The 17,133-nt window shown below is 70.8% G+C and carries 14 protein-coding genes; 10 read left to right on the forward strand and 4 right to left on the reverse strand.

The genetic code is table 11. The features are described from left to right. The first annotated feature begins 218 nt into the window (after nt 1-218). Nucleotides 219-1,028 (forward strand): metal-dependent hydrolase, encoded by an 810-nt coding sequence (locus ACFWQG_RS04380; protein ID WP_378506357.1) that lies wholly within the window; start codon nt 219-221, stop codon nt 1,026-1,028. On the opposite strand, the gene ACFWQG_RS04385 is transcribed toward ACFWQG_RS04380, so the two are convergent. Further along, entirely contained in the window at nt 995-2,038 is a 1,044-nt protein-coding gene (locus tag ACFWQG_RS04385) for a TIGR03617 family F420-dependent LLM class oxidoreductase (protein ID WP_378506358.1), read from the reverse strand. The genes ACFWQG_RS04380 and ACFWQG_RS04385 overlap by 34 nt on opposite strands. Continuing rightward, a complete protein-coding gene (locus ACFWQG_RS04390) occupies nt 2,035-3,153 on the reverse strand; it encodes a lycopene cyclase family protein (protein WP_378506359.1) in 1,119 nt (372 codons plus the stop codon). The genes ACFWQG_RS04385 and ACFWQG_RS04390 overlap by 4 nt, the downstream gene beginning before the upstream one ends. A 177-nt stretch (nt 3,154-3,330) precedes the next feature. Here ACFWQG_RS04390 and ACFWQG_RS04395 point away from each other — a divergent pair, with 177 nt between their 5' ends. Beyond that, the gene (locus ACFWQG_RS04395; protein WP_378506360.1) at nt 3,331-4,962 is read left to right on the forward strand and encodes an ABC-F family ATP-binding cassette domain-containing protein; all 1,632 of its coding nucleotides are present in this window, start codon (nt 3,331-3,333) and stop codon (nt 4,960-4,962) included. A gap of 326 nt (nt 4,963-5,288) precedes the next feature. Continuing rightward, nucleotides 5,289-5,516, forward strand: coding sequence for a helix-turn-helix domain-containing protein (locus ACFWQG_RS04400; RefSeq protein ID WP_378506361.1), 228 nt, complete (start codon nt 5,289-5,291; stop codon nt 5,514-5,516). A 158-nt stretch (nt 5,517-5,674) separates the two neighbouring features. On the opposite strand, the gene ACFWQG_RS04405 is transcribed toward ACFWQG_RS04400, so the two are convergent. Together ACFWQG_RS04405 and acnA are read right to left on the reverse strand one after the other, a co-directional pair. Continuing rightward, nucleotides 5,675-6,241 carry a TetR/AcrR family transcriptional regulator gene (locus ACFWQG_RS04405; RefSeq protein WP_378506362.1) on the reverse strand — a complete coding sequence of 189 codons (567 nt, stop codon included), beginning with the start codon at nt 6,239-6,241 and terminating at the stop codon, nt 5,675-5,677. Nucleotides 6,242-6,459: 218 nt separating this feature from the next. Beyond that, nucleotides 6,460-9,258, reverse strand: coding sequence for an aconitate hydratase AcnA (gene acnA / locus ACFWQG_RS04410; protein ID WP_378506363.1), 2,799 nt, complete (start codon nt 9,256-9,258; stop codon nt 6,460-6,462). Between the two features lie 393 nt (nt 9,259-9,651). Between acnA and ACFWQG_RS04415 the strand changes: the two genes are divergently transcribed. The 7 genes from ACFWQG_RS04415 (at nt 9,652) to inhA (ending at nt 17,130) form a co-directional block, all read left to right on the forward strand. Then, nucleotides 9,652-10,167: a DUF6676 family protein gene (locus ACFWQG_RS04415; RefSeq protein WP_378506364.1), complete on the forward strand. Its 516-nt coding sequence runs from the start codon at nt 9,652-9,654 to the stop codon at nt 10,165-10,167. A 382-nt stretch (nt 10,168-10,549) separates the two neighbouring features. Continuing rightward, a complete protein-coding gene (locus ACFWQG_RS04420) occupies nt 10,550-12,205 on the forward strand; it encodes an NlpC/P60 family protein (protein ID WP_378506365.1) in 1,656 nt (551 codons plus the stop codon). A gap of 45 nt (nt 12,206-12,250) precedes the next feature. Further along, nucleotides 12,251-13,384 (forward strand): AAA family ATPase, encoded by a 1,134-nt coding sequence (locus tag ACFWQG_RS04425; RefSeq protein ID WP_378506366.1) that lies wholly within the window; start codon nt 12,251-12,253, stop codon nt 13,382-13,384. Further along, nucleotides 13,381-14,379 carry a DUF58 domain-containing protein gene (locus ACFWQG_RS04430; RefSeq protein WP_378506367.1) on the forward strand — a complete coding sequence of 333 codons (999 nt, stop codon included), beginning with the start codon at nt 13,381-13,383 and terminating at the stop codon, nt 14,377-14,379. Before ACFWQG_RS04425 ends, ACFWQG_RS04430 begins: the two co-directional genes overlap by 4 nt. After that, the gene (locus tag ACFWQG_RS04435) at nt 14,376-15,356 is read left to right on the forward strand and encodes a VWA domain-containing protein (RefSeq protein ID WP_378506368.1); all 981 of its coding nucleotides are present in this window, start codon (nt 14,376-14,378) and stop codon (nt 15,354-15,356) included. Before ACFWQG_RS04430 ends, ACFWQG_RS04435 begins: the two co-directional genes overlap by 4 nt. A 162-nt stretch (nt 15,357-15,518) precedes the next feature. Then, nucleotides 15,519-16,241 (forward strand): 3-oxoacyl-ACP reductase FabG1, encoded by a 723-nt coding sequence (gene fabG1 / locus ACFWQG_RS04440; RefSeq protein ID WP_378506369.1) that lies wholly within the window; start codon nt 15,519-15,521, stop codon nt 16,239-16,241. 55 nt (nt 16,242-16,296) lie between these two features. Beyond that, the gene (inhA, locus tag ACFWQG_RS04445; RefSeq protein WP_378506370.1) at nt 16,297-17,130 is read left to right on the forward strand and encodes an NADH-dependent enoyl-ACP reductase InhA; all 834 of its coding nucleotides are present in this window, start codon (nt 16,297-16,299) and stop codon (nt 17,128-17,130) included. Nucleotides 17,131-17,133: the final 3 nt, after the last annotated feature.

Raw genomic sequence — 17,133 nt, forward strand, 5'->3', positions numbered from 1 at the left:
TCGCGCACCTCGCGAGAAACCCTCGTCTGTTCCCCCTTTTTTTTTTTCGCATTCCCCCCCCACCCCCCTTCCCCCCCCTCCGCCGGCCCCCCACCCCCCCGAGGCGGCGTTTGTGTCGGAGTCGATTGCTACATTCGGGCCGTCCTGAGCGCCTTCCTTCGGGTGGTGCTCGTGTTCGCCGTCGTCCGAAGGGTTTTCGCGTACGTGATGATGCTCTCATGGTGATGGGTGCGACCCACGCCGTCTCCGGTGCCGTCGCAGGCCTGCTTGCCGCCCAGGTGCTCCCTTCCGAGTGGGGCGGCCCGACGTCGACCGCCGAGATGTTCACCTTCGCAGGGGTGTGTGCTGGCGCGGCGCTGCTGCCGGACCTCGACACCACCCAGTCGACCGTCGCCCGCTCCTTCGGCCCGGCCAGCTGGGCGCTCGCCAAGGGCGTCGACAGCGTGTCGGTCGGGTACTACCGCATCACCCGCGGCAGGCGCGACCCCAAGCGACGGGGCGGGCACCGCACCCTCACCCACACCGCGCTGTTCGCGGTCGCGCTCAGCGCCCTGGTGTCCTGGCTGATCGTCGCGTTCGGACAGCCCGCGATCATCGGCACCCTGTTCCTGACGCTCGGGCTTGCGCTCCGCGGGCTCGCGGGCGGATGGGCGAAACGCAACGGCTGGGTCGCGGTCACCCTCGTCGCCGGGACCCTGTCCGCACTGACCTGGACCTGGTATCCGGACGAGGTGGGGTCGCGGGCGCTTGGGGTCGCGGTCGGGCTCGGCTGCGCGGTGCACTGCCTCGGCGACGCCATCACCAAGGAGGGGGTGCCGTTCCTTGCGCCGTTGCTGCCGTGGCGGGGGCGCCGCTGGTGGGAACTCCAGCTGCCGTCCTGGCTGTCGATCCGCGCGGGCGGCACGTTCGAACGCGCGCTGCTCGGGCCGCTGCTCACCCTCGTCGCGGTGGGGCTTGCGCTGTGGGCGCTGGACGGCGTTCCCGACGCGGTCGGTCAGACCCTCGGCGAGTTCGCGGCGCCGCGCTGAGGGACCGCGCCGAGGGCGGCGACCAGGTCCCGCACGTGGGCGAGGTCGACGTCGTAGCCGGGGAAGTAGCAGCACACCCGGTCGGCGTTGGCGCCGAAGCGGCGGTCGATCTCGGCCGCGCACTGCTCCGGGGTGCCGCGGACGGCGAGCGTGTCGACCATCGCGTCGTCGACCAACGCCACCATCTCCGCGACCGCGCCCCGCTTGGACAGCGCGTTGAGCGGTTCCTGCCGGTCCGCCCAGCCCTCCACCTCGAGCACCGGACGGTAGGCGGGCGTGGACGCGTAGAACGCGAGCAGCGCCCGCACCCCGGTGGTCGCCGCGGCGAGCTCGGTGTCGGTGCGGCCGGTCGCGACGATCACCTGCGGCACGACCTCGAACTCGCCGCGGTCCCGTCCGGCGCGGTCGAGGCCGAGCTCGACGGCGGGCAGGGTGCGCTGCCGGAAGTGCTGCTCGCTGTGGAACGGCATCACCAGCAGCCCATCCGCCACCTCCGCCGCGGTGCGGGTCATCACCGGGCCGAGGGCGCCCATCAGGATCGGCGGCGGCCCGGACCGGAGCGGACCGGGCACGAACGTCGGCGGCATCAGCGTGTGGGTGTGGAACTCGCCGCGAAAGTCCAGGCGCGACCCGGACTCCCACGCGTCGAAGATGGCTCGGATCGCGAGCACCATCTCCCGCATCCGGGCCGCGGGGCGTGACCACGCCGCCGAGTAGCGCTTCTCGATGTGCGGCCGGATCTGCGATCCCAGCCCGAGCCGGAACCGGCCCCCGGACATCGCCTGCAGGTCCCACGCCGCGTGCGCGAGGTGCATCGGGCTGCGCGGCAACGCGATCGCGACGTTCGTGGTCAGGTCCGCGTCGACGACCGGCGCGGCCGCCACCAGCGGGAAGAACACGTCGTGCGGTCCCTCGAAGGTGAACAGGCCCGCCGCCCCGGTCCCGGCCAGCTCCACCGCCCGACGGGCCGCGTCGGTGGGGGCGGCGTCCAGCTGGATCTCGACCTTCATCGGTGTCCTCTCCGCGGAAATGTGGCGCCGATCAGTGTGCGCCGCACCGGCATCGGCGCGCCGGTGAACAGCCGCCACATCGCGGCGGCGACGGCAACCGGGTCGGCGCGGTCCGACAGGTAGGCGCGCTGCGCGGCAACCGGCAACGCGAAGAACTGCCCGAAAAAGGCGGGGACCCGCTGGGGTGGCAGCGTGAGCAGGGCACGCAGTCCGATCCCGCGCAGCGCCCGCACCGCGCGAGCGGGCGCGGGCCACACCGCCGCCGCCGGGTCGCCCCCGGTGACCAGCGCGTGCACGACGGCGTCGGCGCAGGCGAGGGACGCGGCGACGCTGTACCCGGTGCCGGGGTGCGCGAGGCCGCCGCGGGACCCGAACCCGAACAGGTCCTGCCGCGGCGCGTGCACCGGAAACCGGACCCGCTCAACCGGCGCGTCGTCGGCGGCGGTGACGCCGCGCGCCGCGAGCCGGGTGCGCAGCCGCGTCCGCAGCACGGGCAGCGGCAGCGCGGGGCGGCCGACCAGGCAGGTCTCCTCGAGCAGGACCCGGTCGCTGCCGAGCGGCACCGCGTACAGGAACGACGGTGGCGCGCCGTCGGCGGCGCCGTTGTCGCCGCGCCAGTCCATGAACAGGGCGTCCGCGCCGCCGAGCGCGGGCCGCGCCACCGCACCCGACACGACGATCCCGTACGCCGTCTGCTCCGCCAACCCCGGCGCCCGGCGCACACCACGCGCGTCGACGACGGCGCGGGCGGCGACGCGGGTGCCGTCGGCGAGGGTGACGCCGGCGGCGTCGGCGCGGGCGGCGCGGCCCCGCAGCACCCGCACCGCGCCGAGGTCGAGCGCGGCAACCAGCGCGCCATTGTCGAGCACGACGTACTCGCGGTCGATGCGGTGCCGACCGCCCGCCCAGACGGTCGGCCGCGGCACCCGCGTTGCGACGACATCGGGGTCGAGCCAGCGCGGCAACTCGTCCGCCCACGCGCCGTAGGTCGGCGTCCACGGCCGGTCCGGCGCCGGGTCGACGGCCACCACGCCAAGCCCGGCCGCCGCGGCGCGATGCGCGAGGGCGCGGCCCGCCGGACCAAGGCCGAGGACTAGGAGGTCGGGGACAGTCACCCCGGTAGCTTGGCACGCGGTCCCGTCGCGTCGCCGCCGTCACCGATGCGGTCACCCCCGCGCCGGACCGGTAGACTGGTGGCTTCGTGCGCCCGCGACTGGCATCGTGCGCCCGCGACACCGCCCGTGGCGGCGTCCCGCCGTCAATCCGTCTGAAGTGCCCCGAGGAGTTCGCGCGTGATCACCGCCACCGACCTGGAAGTTCGTGCGGGCGTCCGGACCCTGCTCTCGGCGCCGGGATCGGCGCTGCGCGTGCAGGCGGGTGACCGGATCGGGCTGGTCGGCCGCAACGGCGCGGGCAAGACCACCACGCTGCGCATCCTCGCCGGGGAGGGGGAGCCGTACGCGGGCGTGGTCGTCCGCAGCGGCGATCTCGGTTACCTGCCGCAGGACCCGAAGGAGGGCAACCTCGACGTCCTCGCGAAGGACCGCGTGCTGTCCGCCCGCGGACTCGACGAGATCATCCGCAACATGGAGAAGCAGCAGGCGATCATGGCCGAGGCGGCCGACGACGCCGAACGCGACAAGGCGGTCCGCAAGTTCGGCAATCTCGAGGACCGGTTCTCCGCGCTCGGCGGGTACGTCGCCGAGTCCGAGGCCGCCCGGATCTGCCACAGCCTCGGGCTGCCGGACCGGGTGCTTGGTCAGCAGCTGCGCACCCTGTCCGGTGGTCAGCGTCGCCGCGTCGAGCTGGCCCGGATCCTGTTCGCGGCGTCCGACGGCTCCGGTGGCAAGTCGAACACGACGCTGCTGCTCGACGAGCCGACCAACCACCTCGACGCCGACTCGATCACCTGGCTGCGCGGGTTCCTGCAGAACCACGACGGCGGCCTGATCGTGATCAGTCACGACGTCGACCTGCTCGACGACGTCGTCAACAAGGTGTGGTTCCTCGACGCCGTCCGCGGTGAGGCCGACATCTACAACATGGGTTGGAAGAAGTACCTCGACGCCCGTGCCACCGACGAGCAGCGCCGCCGCCGCGAACGCGCCAACGCCGAGAAGAAGGCGTCCGCGCTGCGGCAGCAGGCGGCCAAGCTCGGCGCGAAGGCCACGAAGGCGACGGCCGCGCAGAACATGGCCAAGCGGGCCGACAAGCTGATCGCGGAGCTCGACGACGTCCGGGTCGCCGACAAGGTGGCGCACATCCGGTTCCCGGAGCCTGCGCCGTGCGGCAAGACGCCGCTGATGGCGAAGGACCTGACCAAGGTGTACGGGTCCCTGGAGATCTTCACCGGTGTCGACCTCGCGATCGACCGCGGTTCCCGCGTGGTGATCCTCGGCCTCAACGGCGCGGGCAAGACGACGCTGCTGCGGCTGCTCGCCGGCGCGGAGAAGCCGGATCTCGGCGAACTGGTGCCGGGGCACGGTCTCAAGACCGGCTACTTCGCGCAGGAGCACGACACCCTCGACGATCAGGCGTCGGTGTGGGAGAACATTCGGCACGCCGCGCCGGACGCGGGGGAGCAGGACCTGCGCGGGCTGCTCGGCGCGTTCATGTTCACCGGCCCGCAGCTCGACCAGCCCGCGGGCACCCTGTCCGGCGGCGAGAAGACCCGGCTCGCGCTGGCCGGTCTGGTGTCCTCGGCGGCGAACGTGCTGCTCCTCGACGAGCCGACCAACAACCTGGATCCGATCTCCCGCGAGCAGGTCCTGGAGGCGCTGCGCAGCTACACCGGCGCGGTCGTGCTGGTCACCCACGATCCGGGTGCCGCGGAGGCGCTGAACCCGGAGCGGGTGATCCTGCTGCCGGACGGCACCGAGGACCACTGGTCGCAGGAGTACCTGGACCTGATCACCCTGGCCTGATCACCCTGGCCTGAGCGAGCGCCGCCCGGCCCGGTCCGGCGCGCGAGGGCCCTGTGCACACACCTCTTCGGGCACGCACACCGGTGTTGGGCGTGCAGCATCCCTGCGCGTGCTGCAGCGCCGGTGTGCACCGGGGTTCCCGCCGTCCACACCGGGAAGGCCTGTGTGCACACACCTCTTCGGGCACGCGCACCGGTGTTGGGCGTGCAGCGTCCCTGCGGGTGCTGCAGTGGGGGTGTGCACCGGCGGCCGCGCCGGGAGCGGGCGCCGGATCTGTACTAGCCTGACCATCGAGAAGTGACTGGGATCACAGTCGGAGGTCGGTGATGGCGGAGCTCGCGTCGGTGCGCAAGGGGGTGCGGGTGTCCGGCGGCGCCAGGGACGCACTACAGACCGAGTTGCGCGACCGCTACCTGCGCGGCGCCAGCATCCGCAGCCTCGCCGACGCGACCGGCCGGTCCTACGGGTTCGTCCGGACGCTGCTCACCGAGGCGGGGGTCGAACTGCGCGGCCGCGGCGGCCCGAACCGGCGCCGTGCGACCCACGGCACCTGACGTCGCCGGGCAAGCACCCGTGTGCACACACCTTCTCGCTGACGCACACGGGTTCTGGACGCCGATTCCCCCTGTGCGTGCCGCACGATTTTGCGCTGTGCGTGCCGCACGATTTTGCGCTGTGCATGCGGCAGAAGGTGTGTGCAGGCGAGCGGCATTTACTCCTGCCGCCGGACCGATTCCTCCACGAGATCGAGTACCGCGGACAGGTTCTCGCCGCCGTGCCCGGACGCGATGCGCGCGATCAGCCCGTCGAGGACCAGGTCCAGGTAGCCGACCAGGACATCGGTGGGCAGATCGTCGCGCAGCCGGCCCGCCTCCTTCTGCCGTTCCAGCCGCGCGACGGTGGCCTCGGTGAGTTCGACGCCGCGTTCGCTCCATTCGCGGGCGAACTCCGGGTCGGTCCGTAGCCGCCGGGAGATCTCCACCCGCGTCGCGAGCCAGTCGAACTCGTCCGGTTTCGCGAGCAGGTCCCGCATCACCTGGACCAGGCCCTCCTCGGCGGCGACGTCGGCCATCCGGGTCGCGTCCTGCTGCGCGAGGGCGAGGAACAGGCCGTCCTTGTCCTTGAAATGGTGGAAGATCGCGCCCCGCGACAGTCCGGTGGCGTCCTCGAGCCTGCGCACGGTCGCACCCTCGTACCCGTACTCGGCGAAGCAGCGGCGGGCGCCGTCGAGGATCTGCCGACGGCGCGCAGCCAGATGGTCGTCACTGACCTTGGGCACGGGCTTCCTCCTTCGTCGGTCGCCTGTGCGTGTTTTCGGCCAAGGCAACCCTCCTTCGTCGGGTCACCTGTGCGCGTTTTCGGCCGTCGCGAGATACCTCGCCAACGCACAAAGCGCTCACGACCACGTGATCTCGCACGCTCGCCTTCCAGCGAAGTGGTCGTGAGCGCTTTGTGCTCCCCTAGGGGCCGAAAACGCGCACAGGCGCGTAGCGCCTACTAGCCCCGGATCATGTTGCGCAGCACGTACTGCAGGATGCCGTCGTTGCGGTAGTAGTCCGCCTCGCCGGGGGTGTCGATGCGGACGACCGCGTCGAACTCCACCTTCGCGCCGTCGGTCTTGGTCGCGGTGACCTTGACCGTCTTCGGGGTGACGCCCTCGTTCAGCTTCTCGATGCCCGCGATGTCGAAGGTCTCGGTGCCGTCGAGGCCCAGGCTCGCGGCGGACTCGCCCGCCGGGAACTGCAGCGGGATGACGCCCATGCCGATGAGGTTGGAGCGGTGGATCCGCTCGAACGACTCGGTGATGACGGCCTTCACGCCGAGCAGGCGGGTGCCCTTGGCCGCCCAGTCACGCGAGGAGCCGGAACCGTACTCCTTGCCGCCGAGGACGACCAGCGGGATGCCCGCGGCCTGGTAGTTCTGCGACGCGTCGTAGATGAACGCCTGCGGCGCACCCTCGACGGTGAAGTCGCGGGTGTAGCCGCCGGACACGCCGTCGAGCAGCTGGTTCTGCAGGCGGATGTTCGCGAACGTGCCGCGGACCATCACCTCGTGGTTGCCGCGACGGCTGCCCAGCGAGTTGTAGTCCTTGCGCTCGACACCGTTGGCGTCGAGGTACTGCGCGGCCGGGGTGCCGGGCTTGATCGGGCCTGCCGGGCTGATGTGGTCGGTGGTGACCGAGTCGCCGAGCAGTGCCAGCACCCGCGCACCCGTGATGTCGCTGACCGGGGTGGTCTCCATCGCCATGCCGTCGAAGTACGGCGCCTTGCGGACGTAGGTCGACTTGTCGTCCCACGCGAAGGTGTCGCCCTCCGGGGTGGCCAGGTTCTGCCAGCGCTCGTCACCGGCGAAGACGGTGGCGTAGGACTTGCGGAACATGTCCTGGCTGATCGCGGCCTTGATGGTGTCGTCGATCTCCTGCGCGGACGGCCAGATGTCCTTGAGGAAGACGTCGTTGCCGTCCGTGTCCTGGCCCAGCGCGTCGACCTCGAAGTCGAAGTCCATCGTTCCGGCGATGGCGTACGCGATGACCAGCGGCGGGGACGCCAGGTAGTTCATCTTCACGTCGGGGGAGATGCGTCCCTCGAAGTTGCGGTTGCCGGACAGCACCGCGGTGACCGCGAGGTCGTTGTCGTTGACCGCCTTGGAGATCTCCTCCGGCAGCGGGCCGGTGTTGCCGATGCAGGTGGTGCAGCCGAAGCCGCCGAGGTAGAAGCCGAGCTTCTCGAGGTACGGCCACAGGCCGGCCTTCTCGTAGTAGTCGGCGACGACCTGCGAGCCGGGAGCCATGTTGGTCTTGACCCACGGCTTGGAGGACAGGCCCTTCTCGACCGCGTTGCGGGCGAGCAGCGCGGCGCCGATCATCACCGACGGGTTCGAGGTGTTGGTGCAGGAGGTGATGCCCGCGACCGCGACCGCACCGTGGTCGAGGACGAACTCGCCGCGGTCGGAGGACACCTTCACCGGCTTGCTCGGGCGACCGGTCGCACCGTTCGCTGCCGACGGGACGACGGCCTCGTCGTTGGCGGTGGAGTGCTCGACCGGATCGGACGCCGGGAAGGACTCCTCGACGGCCTCGTCCAGCGCGGAGTGCGCCGCGGACTCGCCGTTGGTGACGTAGGTGTTGATGTCGCGCCGGAACGCGGCCTTCGAGTCGGACAGCAGGATCCGGTCCTGCGGGCGCTTCGGGCCGGCGATCGACGGCACGACGGTGCCGAGGTCCAGCTCGAGGTACTCCGAGTAGGCGGGCTCGTTCGCGGCGTCGTGCCACATGCCCTGCTCCTTGGCGTACGCCTCGACGAGCGCGAGCTGCTCGTCGCTGCGGCCGGTCAGGCGCAGGTAGTTGATGGTCTCGCCATCGATCGGGAAGATCGCTGCGGTGGAACCGAACTCGGGGCTCATGTTGCCGAGGGTGGCGCGGTTGGCGAGGGGCACCTCGGCGACGCCTGCGCCGTAGAACTCGACGAACTTGCCGACCACACCGTGCTTGCGGAGCATGTCGGTGACGGTGAGCACGACGTCGGTTGCGGTGACGCCCGGCTGGATCTCACCGGTCAGCTTGAAGCCGACGACGCGCGGGATCAGCATGGAGACCGGCTGGCCGAGCATCGCGGCCTCGGCCTCGATGCCGCCGACGCCCCAGCCGAGCACGCCGAGGCCGTTGACCATCGTGGTGTGCGAGTCGGTGCCGACGCAGGTATCGGGGTACGCCTGGCCATTACGGGTCATGACGGTCGGCGCCAGGTACTCGATGTTGACCTGGTGCACGATGCCCATGCCCGGGGGGACGACCTTGAAGTCGTCGAACGCGCCCTGGCCCCAGCGCAGGAACTGGTAGCGCTCGCCGTTGCGCTGGTACTCGAGGTCGACGTTGCGCTCGAGAGCGTCGGCCTGGCCGAAGACGTCGAGGATGACCGAGTGGTCGATGACCATGTCGGCGGGCGAGAGCGGGTTGACCTTGTTCGGGTCGCCGCCGAGGGTGGCGACGGCCTCACGCATGGTGGCGAGGTCGACGACGCAGGGAACGCCGGTGAAGTCCTGCATGATCACCCGGGCGGGGGTGAACTGGATCTCGACGCTCGGCTCGGCCGAGGGATCCCAGTTCGCGATCGCGCGGATGTGGTCGGCGGTGATGTTGGCGCCGTCCTCGGTGCGCAGCAGGTTCTCGGCGAGAACCTTCAGCGCGTAGGGCAGCTTCTCGGTGCCGGGAACGGCGTTCAGGCGGAAGATCTCGTAGGAGTTCTGTCCGACCTCCAGCGTCCCCTTGGCGCCGAACGAATCAATACTGGTGCTCACGTCAGCTCCACTCGTCATTGAGGTTCGCCGTCGACGGGGCTGTGCCGACGGCAAGCGAGGCTCGTCGCGGCGACCAGTCAGGTGTCATGACCGGAAGCTGCCATGTGGTCGACTGTGTCGAGACCGACCCGGTAGGTCGCGCCGAAGTACCTCGCAGTGACTCTAACAGTACGCTTGTCCTGTGAAATCTGCGGCATCCGCACGGTGTGCGGGTCGCGCATCGGTGATCCTCGTCCGTCTGCCCGGTGACCGCAAACGGGCCGGACGGTCCCGGCGCCATCACGGTGAGTGGTCGCGTGTGGTGCGCCGCAGGCGCCCAGGGCGGCCGCGGTCCCGTAAGGTGCGGGGGCGGTCTCGTCACCGCACCGCCACCACGACACACCCGGATGAGAGATGCCTGCCGCCCATACCGTCGCGTTCCTTCCGGCCCCCGCCGACATCCCGCCCGGTGTCGACATCGACACCATCCGCGCCGATCTGTCGGACGACGGTGTGTCCGCACCGTCCGCGGACGTTGCCGAACTGCAGGACGTGGTCGCGCGCGCGGGTGAGCACGACCTGACCCTGCGCATCGTCGTGCTGGACCGCAATCCCGGCAGGGATGAGCAACTCCGGGACATCGCGACCGAGATTGGCACCGAGGACGGCGGGACCGTGCTGGTGCTGAGCCCGAATTGGGTGGGCACCTACAGTGATTCGCTCGCGCGGGTGACGATCGAGGACGCGCAGGACCACGCGTACACCGGCAAGGCCGTCGACTCCGCCAACCAGTTCCTCGACGAGGTGATCCGCCCGGACGCCCCGTACGGGCTAATCACGATCGGCCTCGTGCTGGTCGTCGGGGGCGGCGCTGCCGCCACCTGGTTGCTCCGGACACGCCGCCTCGACGCCGAACGCCGGTCGCGCTGAACGGCATTCGTTCCGACGCTCGCTGACGACCGCCCGCTGCGACTCTGTGTCGTGCCGCGGGCGATTCGTTCCAGGACACGGCACCTGTGTGCGGTGTAATTACCCCTGTGTCGTTTGTGACTGAAGTTTCGCCAGTGCGCGAAGTGTCGTACGGTGCCATTGGCGCTTTTTGGGGAAGAAGTGTCACTGTGGGCGCGGTAGCCACGAGAGTGACGCCTGCCCGTCGGTGTTCGCTGGCGTACCGGCCTGCGGGCGGGGCGGGTCTTCCCCGGACGGTCCCGAACCGAGGGAGACGACAGTGAGTCGGACGACAGCGAGTCGAGGGGCACTCAGCGGCGGCCGCCGCCGCGCACACGCAGCCGGACGAACTCGTGGCGCGCAGATGCTCGTCGGGTTCGGCATCGCCGCGTCACTGCTCGCGGGCAGCGCGGGGCTCGCCGAAGCGGTTCCGCCGCCACCACCCAACCCGAGCGACGGCCAGCTGCAGCAGGCCGACTCCGACGTCGCGGCCCGCGTCGGTCAGGTCGGTGCGCTGATCGGCCAGGTGGCGGGCGCCGACCAACAGTTGCGGGCCCTCGACGATGCGGTCGCGATCAAACGGGAGGACGTCAACCGGGCGCTCGTCGACCTGCAGAACGCGCGGGATGCGGCAGGGGCGGCGGCGGACGCGGTTGGGACAACACTGCAGGCGCTCCGGGACGCGGGAGACCAGATCACGGCGGCCCAGGTGCGGTTCGACGAGTTCGCCGCCAACACCTACCGGCAGGGCACCGGCGTCGCCTCGCTCGCCTCGTTCATCGGGTCAACGGGGCCGGGCGACATCCTCGATCGGGCGCAGCTGCTGCGGGTCCTCGCCACCAAGAAGGACGCGGTGCTCGACGGTTTGCAGCGGGCCCGCACCGCCGAGGCGAACAAGAACTCCGCGGCCCGCGAGGCGAAGCAGCGCGCCGACGCCGCCGCGTCGGCGGCCGAGTCACGCAAGGCGGACGCCGAGAACGCGATCGCGGTGGCCCGCGCCGCGCTCGCGGCCGAGGCGGAGAAGAAGGCGGCGATCGAGGCGGAGAAGGCGGCCGCCGAAGCCAAACTCGCCGCCGCGCGTGACAACGTCTCCGGCCTGCAGAGCCAACGCCAGGCCTTTGTCAACTGGGACCGGCAGAGGGCAGCGGAGCAGGCCGCTGCCGCCGCGGCGGCGCAGGCGGCCAGGGAGGCGGCGGCCAAGGCTGCTGCGCGGGTCGCAGCGGACCAGGCGGCGCGGGACCGGGCCAACGCGCTGGCCGAGGGGCAGCGCAGCCATACCCAGATCGAGGACGATCCGGCCGAACTGCCGTCGTGGTCGAGACCCGACGACGACACCGGAACCGGAGGCGATGAATCCGGTGCCGCCGAACCCGACGGCACCGAGTCCGGGGGAGACGAGTCCGGGGGAGACGAGTCCGGCGGCACCGGCGGCACCGACCCGGACGGCACCGACCCGGACGGCACCGAATCCGGGGGCGCCGATGGCACCGATGGCACCGACTCGGACACGTCGGACTCCACCGAGGGCGACGGCACGGCAGCCACACCGCCGACGTCCACGACACCGAAGCCGAAGCCGACCCCCTCGGTCACCGGAAGCGCCGCGATCGAAACCGTGATCGACCGCGCGATGTCCCAGCTCGGTGTTCCCTACGCGTGGGGCGGCGGCGACGCGAACGGCCCGACGCTCGGTATCCGCGACGGCGGCGTCGCCGACAGCTACGGCGACTTCAACAAGGTCGGATTCGACTGCTCCGGGCTGATGATCTATGCGTTCGCCGGCATCGGGATCTCATTGCCGCACTACACCGGATACCAGTACACCGCGGGCGAGCAGGTGCCGACATCGCAGATGAAACGCGGTGACATGGTGTTCTACGGGCCCAATGCCAGCCAGCATGTCGGGCTGTACCTTGGCAACGGGGAGATGCTCGAAGCTCCGCAGTCGGGATCATTCGTGAAGGTGTCGCCGCTGCGCTGGGACGGCATGACCCCGTATGTGGTCCGGATGGTGTCCTGACCCGGCGAACCGCGTCGGGTCCGGGGAGTGGAAAGCGGAGGACAGTTGGTGACGTCACAGGACGCGGACGGCGGCGCGGCGACGAACGGGAACCCGGTTCCGGCTGGGGACGCGACGCGGAACGGCCCCGCGGGGACGGCATCCGGGATCCGGGACGACGCACAGTTGCTCGAGCAGGTGATCTACGAGGTTAAGCGGGTCATCGTCGGCCAGGACCGGCTCGTTGAACGGATCCTCGTCGGGCTGCTCGCGAAGGGACACGTCCTCCTCGAGGGCGTGCCCGGTGTCGCAAAGACGCTCGCCGTCGAGACGTTCGCGACCGTGGTCGGTGGGTCCTTTTCCCGCGTCCAGTTCACCCCCGACCTGGTGCCAACCGACCTCGTCGGTACCCGGATCTACCGCCAGGGCCGCGAGCAGTTCGACATCGAGCTCGGGCCCGTCGTCGCGAACTTCCTGCTCGCCGACGAGATCAACCGGGCGCCGGCGAAGGTGCAGTCCGCGTTGCTCGAGGTGATGGCGGAACGACACGTCACGATCGGCGGCAAGACGTTCCCGATGCCGGAGCCGTTCCTGGTGATGGCGACGCAGAACCCGATCGAGAACGAGGGCGTCTACCCGCTGCCGGAGGCACAACGCGACCGGTTTCTGTTCAAGGTCCTCGTCGACTACCCGTCGGTCGAGGAGGAGCGCGAGATCGTCTACCGGATGGGGGTCGCCGCCCCCGAGCCGCGTCAGGTGCTCGGCCCGGACGACCTGATCCGGCTGCAGAAGACCGCGGCCGGGGTGTTCGTCCACCACGCGCTCGTCGACTACGTCGTCCGGGTCATCGCCGCGACCCGCACCCCCGACGCGTTCGGGCTGTCCGACGTCGCAAGCTGGATCTCCTACGGTGCATCACCGCGCGCAACGCTCGGGATCATCTCCGCGTGCCGGGCGCTGGCGATGCTGCGCGGCCGCGACTACGTGATCCCGCAGGACATCCTCGACGTCGTCCCCGACGTGCTGCGCCACCGCCTCGTGCTGTCCTACGACGCCCTCGCCGACGAGGTCAGCCCCGACGACGTGATCACCCGGGTCCTGCAGACCGTCGGCCTGCCGCAGGTGGCGGCGCAGCCGGTCCCGCCGGTCCCCGTCCAACCGCAGGCGCCGACAGCCCCGGTCGGCGGCGCGCCGCGGTGACCGGAGCCGCCTCACCCACCGGGCCCGCGGCACCGCAGTCGGGTGCCGGGCACGGGGCACCGCCGTCGCTGCGCTCCGGCGAACTGCGGGACCCCGAACTCGCGGCGGCGCTGCGCACCCTCGAGCTGACCGTCCGGCGCAGGCTCGACGGCGTCCTGCACGGCGAGCACCTCGGCCTGATCCCCGGCCCCGGCACCGAACCCGGCGACGCGCGGCCGTACCAGCCGGGCGACGACGTCCGGCAGATGGACTGGTCGGTCACCGCCCGCACCACGCACCCGCACGTGCGGCAGTCCGTCGCCGACCGCGAACTGGAAACCTGGCTGGTGGTGGACCTGTCCGCCAGCCTGGACTTCGGCACCGCCGGTGCGGAGAAGCGGGACCTCGCGGTCGCGGCTGCGGCGGCCGTCGCGCACCTGACCAGCGGTGGTGGCAACCGAATCGGGGCGATCGTCGCGACCGGCCACCACACCGTCCGGATCCCGGCCCGCGGCGGCCGCCTGCACGCGCAGGCCATGCTGCGGACCATCGCCACCACCCCGCACGCGCCGGACGGGGTCCGCGGCGACCTCACCGGCGCGATCGAGGCGCTCCGCAGGCCGCAACGCCGCCGCGGCCTCGCGGTGGTGATCAGTGACTTCCTCGGCCCCCTCGACTGGGAACGCTCGCTGCGCGCCGTTTCCGGCAGGCACGACCTGCTCGGCATCGAGGTGCTCGACCCACGGGACCTGGAACTGCCGGACCTCGGCGAGGTGGTGCTGCACGACCCGGAGACCGGACGGACCCGCGAGTTCACCACAACGCCGCAACTGCGGGCCGACTTTGCGGCGGCGGCGCAGGCGCACCGCGACCAGGTGGAGCAGACGCTGCGCCGCTGCGGCGCGCCGGTGCTGGGGTTGCGCACCGATCGGGACTGGATCGCCGACGTGGTTCGCTTCGTCGCCGCGCGCCGCCACAGTTATGGTTCCCGGGTGAATCGAGTGACCCGACCGTGAGTTTCTCCCAGTTCGCGTCACCGCTGTGGCTCGCGTTCCTGCTCGTCGTCGCGGCGCTGGCCGCCGGATATGTTCTCGCGCAACGGAAGCGGCAACGCAACCTGCTCAGGTTCTCGAACCTCGAGATGCTCGAGAAGGTTGCACCTGCCCGCCCCGGACGGTGGCGGCACCTGCCGACCGCCCTCGTCCTGGTCGGCCTGATGCTGCTGACGGTGGCGCTCGCCGGACCCACCTCCGACAAGCGGGTGCCGCGCAACCGGGCCACCGTGATCCTGGTGATCGACGTGTCGCTGTCGATGAAGTCCACCGACGTCGAACCGACCCGGCTCGCCGCCGCACAGGAGGCCGCGAAACAGTTCGCGGACGGCCTGACCCCGGGCATCAACCTCGGGCTGGTCGCGTTCGCGGGCACCGCGTCCGTGCTGGTGTCGCCGACCATCAACCGGGACGAGACGAAGGCGGCGATCGACCACCTCACCCTCGCCGAGCGCACCGCGACCGGTGAGGCGATCTTCACCTCGCTGCAGTCCATCGAGACCCTCGGTGCGGTCCTCGGCGGCGGCGACCAGGTGCCGCCCGCCCGGATCGTGCTGCTCTCGGACGGCAAGCAGACCGTGCCCGACAGCCCCGACGCGCCCCGCGGCGGGTACACCGCGGCGCGGCAGGCGAAGGAGGCGGGCGTGCCGATCTCGACGATCTCGTTCGGCACCTCCTACGGCACCGTCGACATCGGCGACGAACGGATCGCCGTCCCGGTGGACGATCCGTCGCTGCGGGAGATCGCGAACCTGTCCGGCGGCACCTTCTTCACCGCGTCCAGCCTCGAGGAGCTGAAGCGGGTGTACGACACCCTCGAGGAGCAGATCGGCTTCGAGACCGTCCGGGGCGACGCGAGCCGCGTGTGGCTGGTGCTCGGTGTCCTCGCCACCGCGGCCGGGTTGGGTTCGGCCCTGGTTCTGCGCCAACGGCTGCCGTGACCGTGGCCGGACTGTCACACTGACCCGGCTCCGCCAAAGCACACTGACCCGGCTCCGCCAAAGCACACTGACCCGGCTCCGCCAAAGCACACACTGACCCGACTCCACGAATAAGCTGCCACCGAATCGGAACAGCCGGAACACAACAGATAGGTTGATCGAATGTCGAACGCGTCCACCCCGTCCCGCTCCGTGCTCGTGACCGGAGGCAACCGGGGCATCGGCCTCGCGGTGGCCCAGCGTCTCGCCGCGGACGGTCACAAGGTGGCGGTCACCCACCGCGGCTCCGGCGCACCCGACGGCCTGTTCGGTGTGCAGTGCGACGTCACCGACACCGACTCGGTGGACCGGGCGTTCGGTGAGGTCGAGGCGCATCAGGGCCCGGTCGAGGTGCTGGTCGCGAACGCGGGCATCACCGATGACACCCTGCTGATGCGGATGACCGAGGAGCAGTTCACGAACGTCCTCGACGCGAACCTGACCGGCGCCTTCCGCTGCGCGAAGCGTGCCAACCGGGCGATGCTGCGGGGACGCTGGGGCCGGATGATCTTCCTCGGCTCCGTCGTCGGTCTCGCCGGCCAGGCCGGGCAGATCAACTACGCCGCATCGAAGGCCGGTGTCGTCGGTCTCGCGCGGTCGGTGACGCGGGAGCTCGGGTCGCGGTCGATCACCGCGAACGTCGTCGCCCCCGGCTTCATTGAGACGGACATGACCGCGGATCTGCCCGCCGACACGAAGGAGATGGCGCAGAAGTTCATTCCGCTGCAGCGGCTCGGCAAGCCCGAGGATGTCGCCGCGGTCGTGTCCTTCCTCGCGTCCGAGGACTCCGCCTACGTCTCCGGCGCGGTGATCCCCGTCGACGGCGGCATGGGCATGGGTCACTGACCTTCGTACCACCCTCGTACCCACCGACTTTCGTACTTCCTCTAGGAGCACAACCATGGGCGGATTGCTCGACGGCAAGACCATTCTCGTCACCGGCATCATCACCGACGCATCGATCGCGTTCCACACCGCGAAGGTCGCGCAGCAGCAGGGTGCCACCGTGATCATCACCGGCATCCCCGAACGGCTGCGGCTGATCGACCGGATCGCGCAACGGCTCCCGGAGTCGGTGCCCGCGGCCATTCCGCTGGACGTGACCGACGAGGAGAGCCTCGCCGCGCTCGCCGACAAGGTTCGGGAGCTGGCCCCCCAGGGGCTCGACGGTGTGGTCCACTCGATCGCGTTCGCGCCCAAGACCCTGATGGGTCCGGACGCGCTGCCGTTCCTCGAGGGTCCCGGGCCCGACGTCGCGAAGGCCTTCGAGATCTCCGCGTGGAGCTACGCGTCCCTCGCCCGCGCCGTGCTGCCGGTCATGAACGAGCGCGGCTCGATCGTCGGCATGGACTTCGACCCGCGCACCGCGATGCCGGACTACAACTGGATGGGTGTCGCCAAGGCGGCGCTTGAGTCGGTGAACCGGTACGTGGCGCGGGAAGTGGGCTACGCCAAGAAGATCCGCTCGAACCTGGTTGCTGCGGGACCGATCAAGACCCTCGCGGCCAAGGCGATCTCGGGGACGGCGACCGACGACGCCAAGAAGCTGACCATGCTGAACGAGTACTGGGACGGCGCATCGCCGATCGGCTGGGACGTCAACGATCCGGGTGTGGTCGGCACCAGCGTCTGCGCGGTGCTCTCGGACTTCCTGCCCGCCACCACCGGCTCGATCATCTACGTCGACGGCGGGGCCAGCCACAACACCTGGTTCCCCGAGAACTTCATGGGCTGAGCC

Source organism: Rhodococcus sp. NPDC058532 (assembly GCF_042719255.1).
Lineage (GTDB): Bacteria > Actinomycetota > Actinomycetes > Mycobacteriales > Mycobacteriaceae > Rhodococcus_G.

Bases quoted from the DNA above. Each gene is read 5' to 3' on its own strand.
- ACFWQG_RS04415 (WP_378506364.1), top strand. From the start codon at position 9,652: ATGCCTGCCGCCCATACCGTCGCGTTCCTTCCGGCCCCCGCCGACATC.
- ACFWQG_RS04380 (WP_378506357.1), top strand. From the start codon at position 219: ATGGTGATGGGTGCGACCCACGCCGTCTCCGGTGCCGTCGCAGGCCTG.
- ACFWQG_RS04400 (WP_378506361.1), top strand. From the start codon at position 5,289: ATGGCGGAGCTCGCGTCGGTGCGCAAGGGGGTGCGGGTGTCCGGCGGC.
- ACFWQG_RS04385 (WP_378506358.1), bottom strand. From the start codon at position 2,038: ATGAAGGTCGAGATCCAGCTGGACGCCGCCCCCACCGACGCGGCCCGT.
- ACFWQG_RS04420 (WP_378506365.1), top strand. From the start codon at position 10,550: ATGCTCGTCGGGTTCGGCATCGCCGCGTCACTGCTCGCGGGCAGCGCG.
- inhA (WP_378506370.1), top strand. From the start codon at position 16,297: ATGGGCGGATTGCTCGACGGCAAGACCATTCTCGTCACCGGCATCATC.
- fabG1 (WP_378506369.1), top strand. From the start codon at position 15,519: ATGTCGAACGCGTCCACCCCGTCCCGCTCCGTGCTCGTGACCGGAGGC.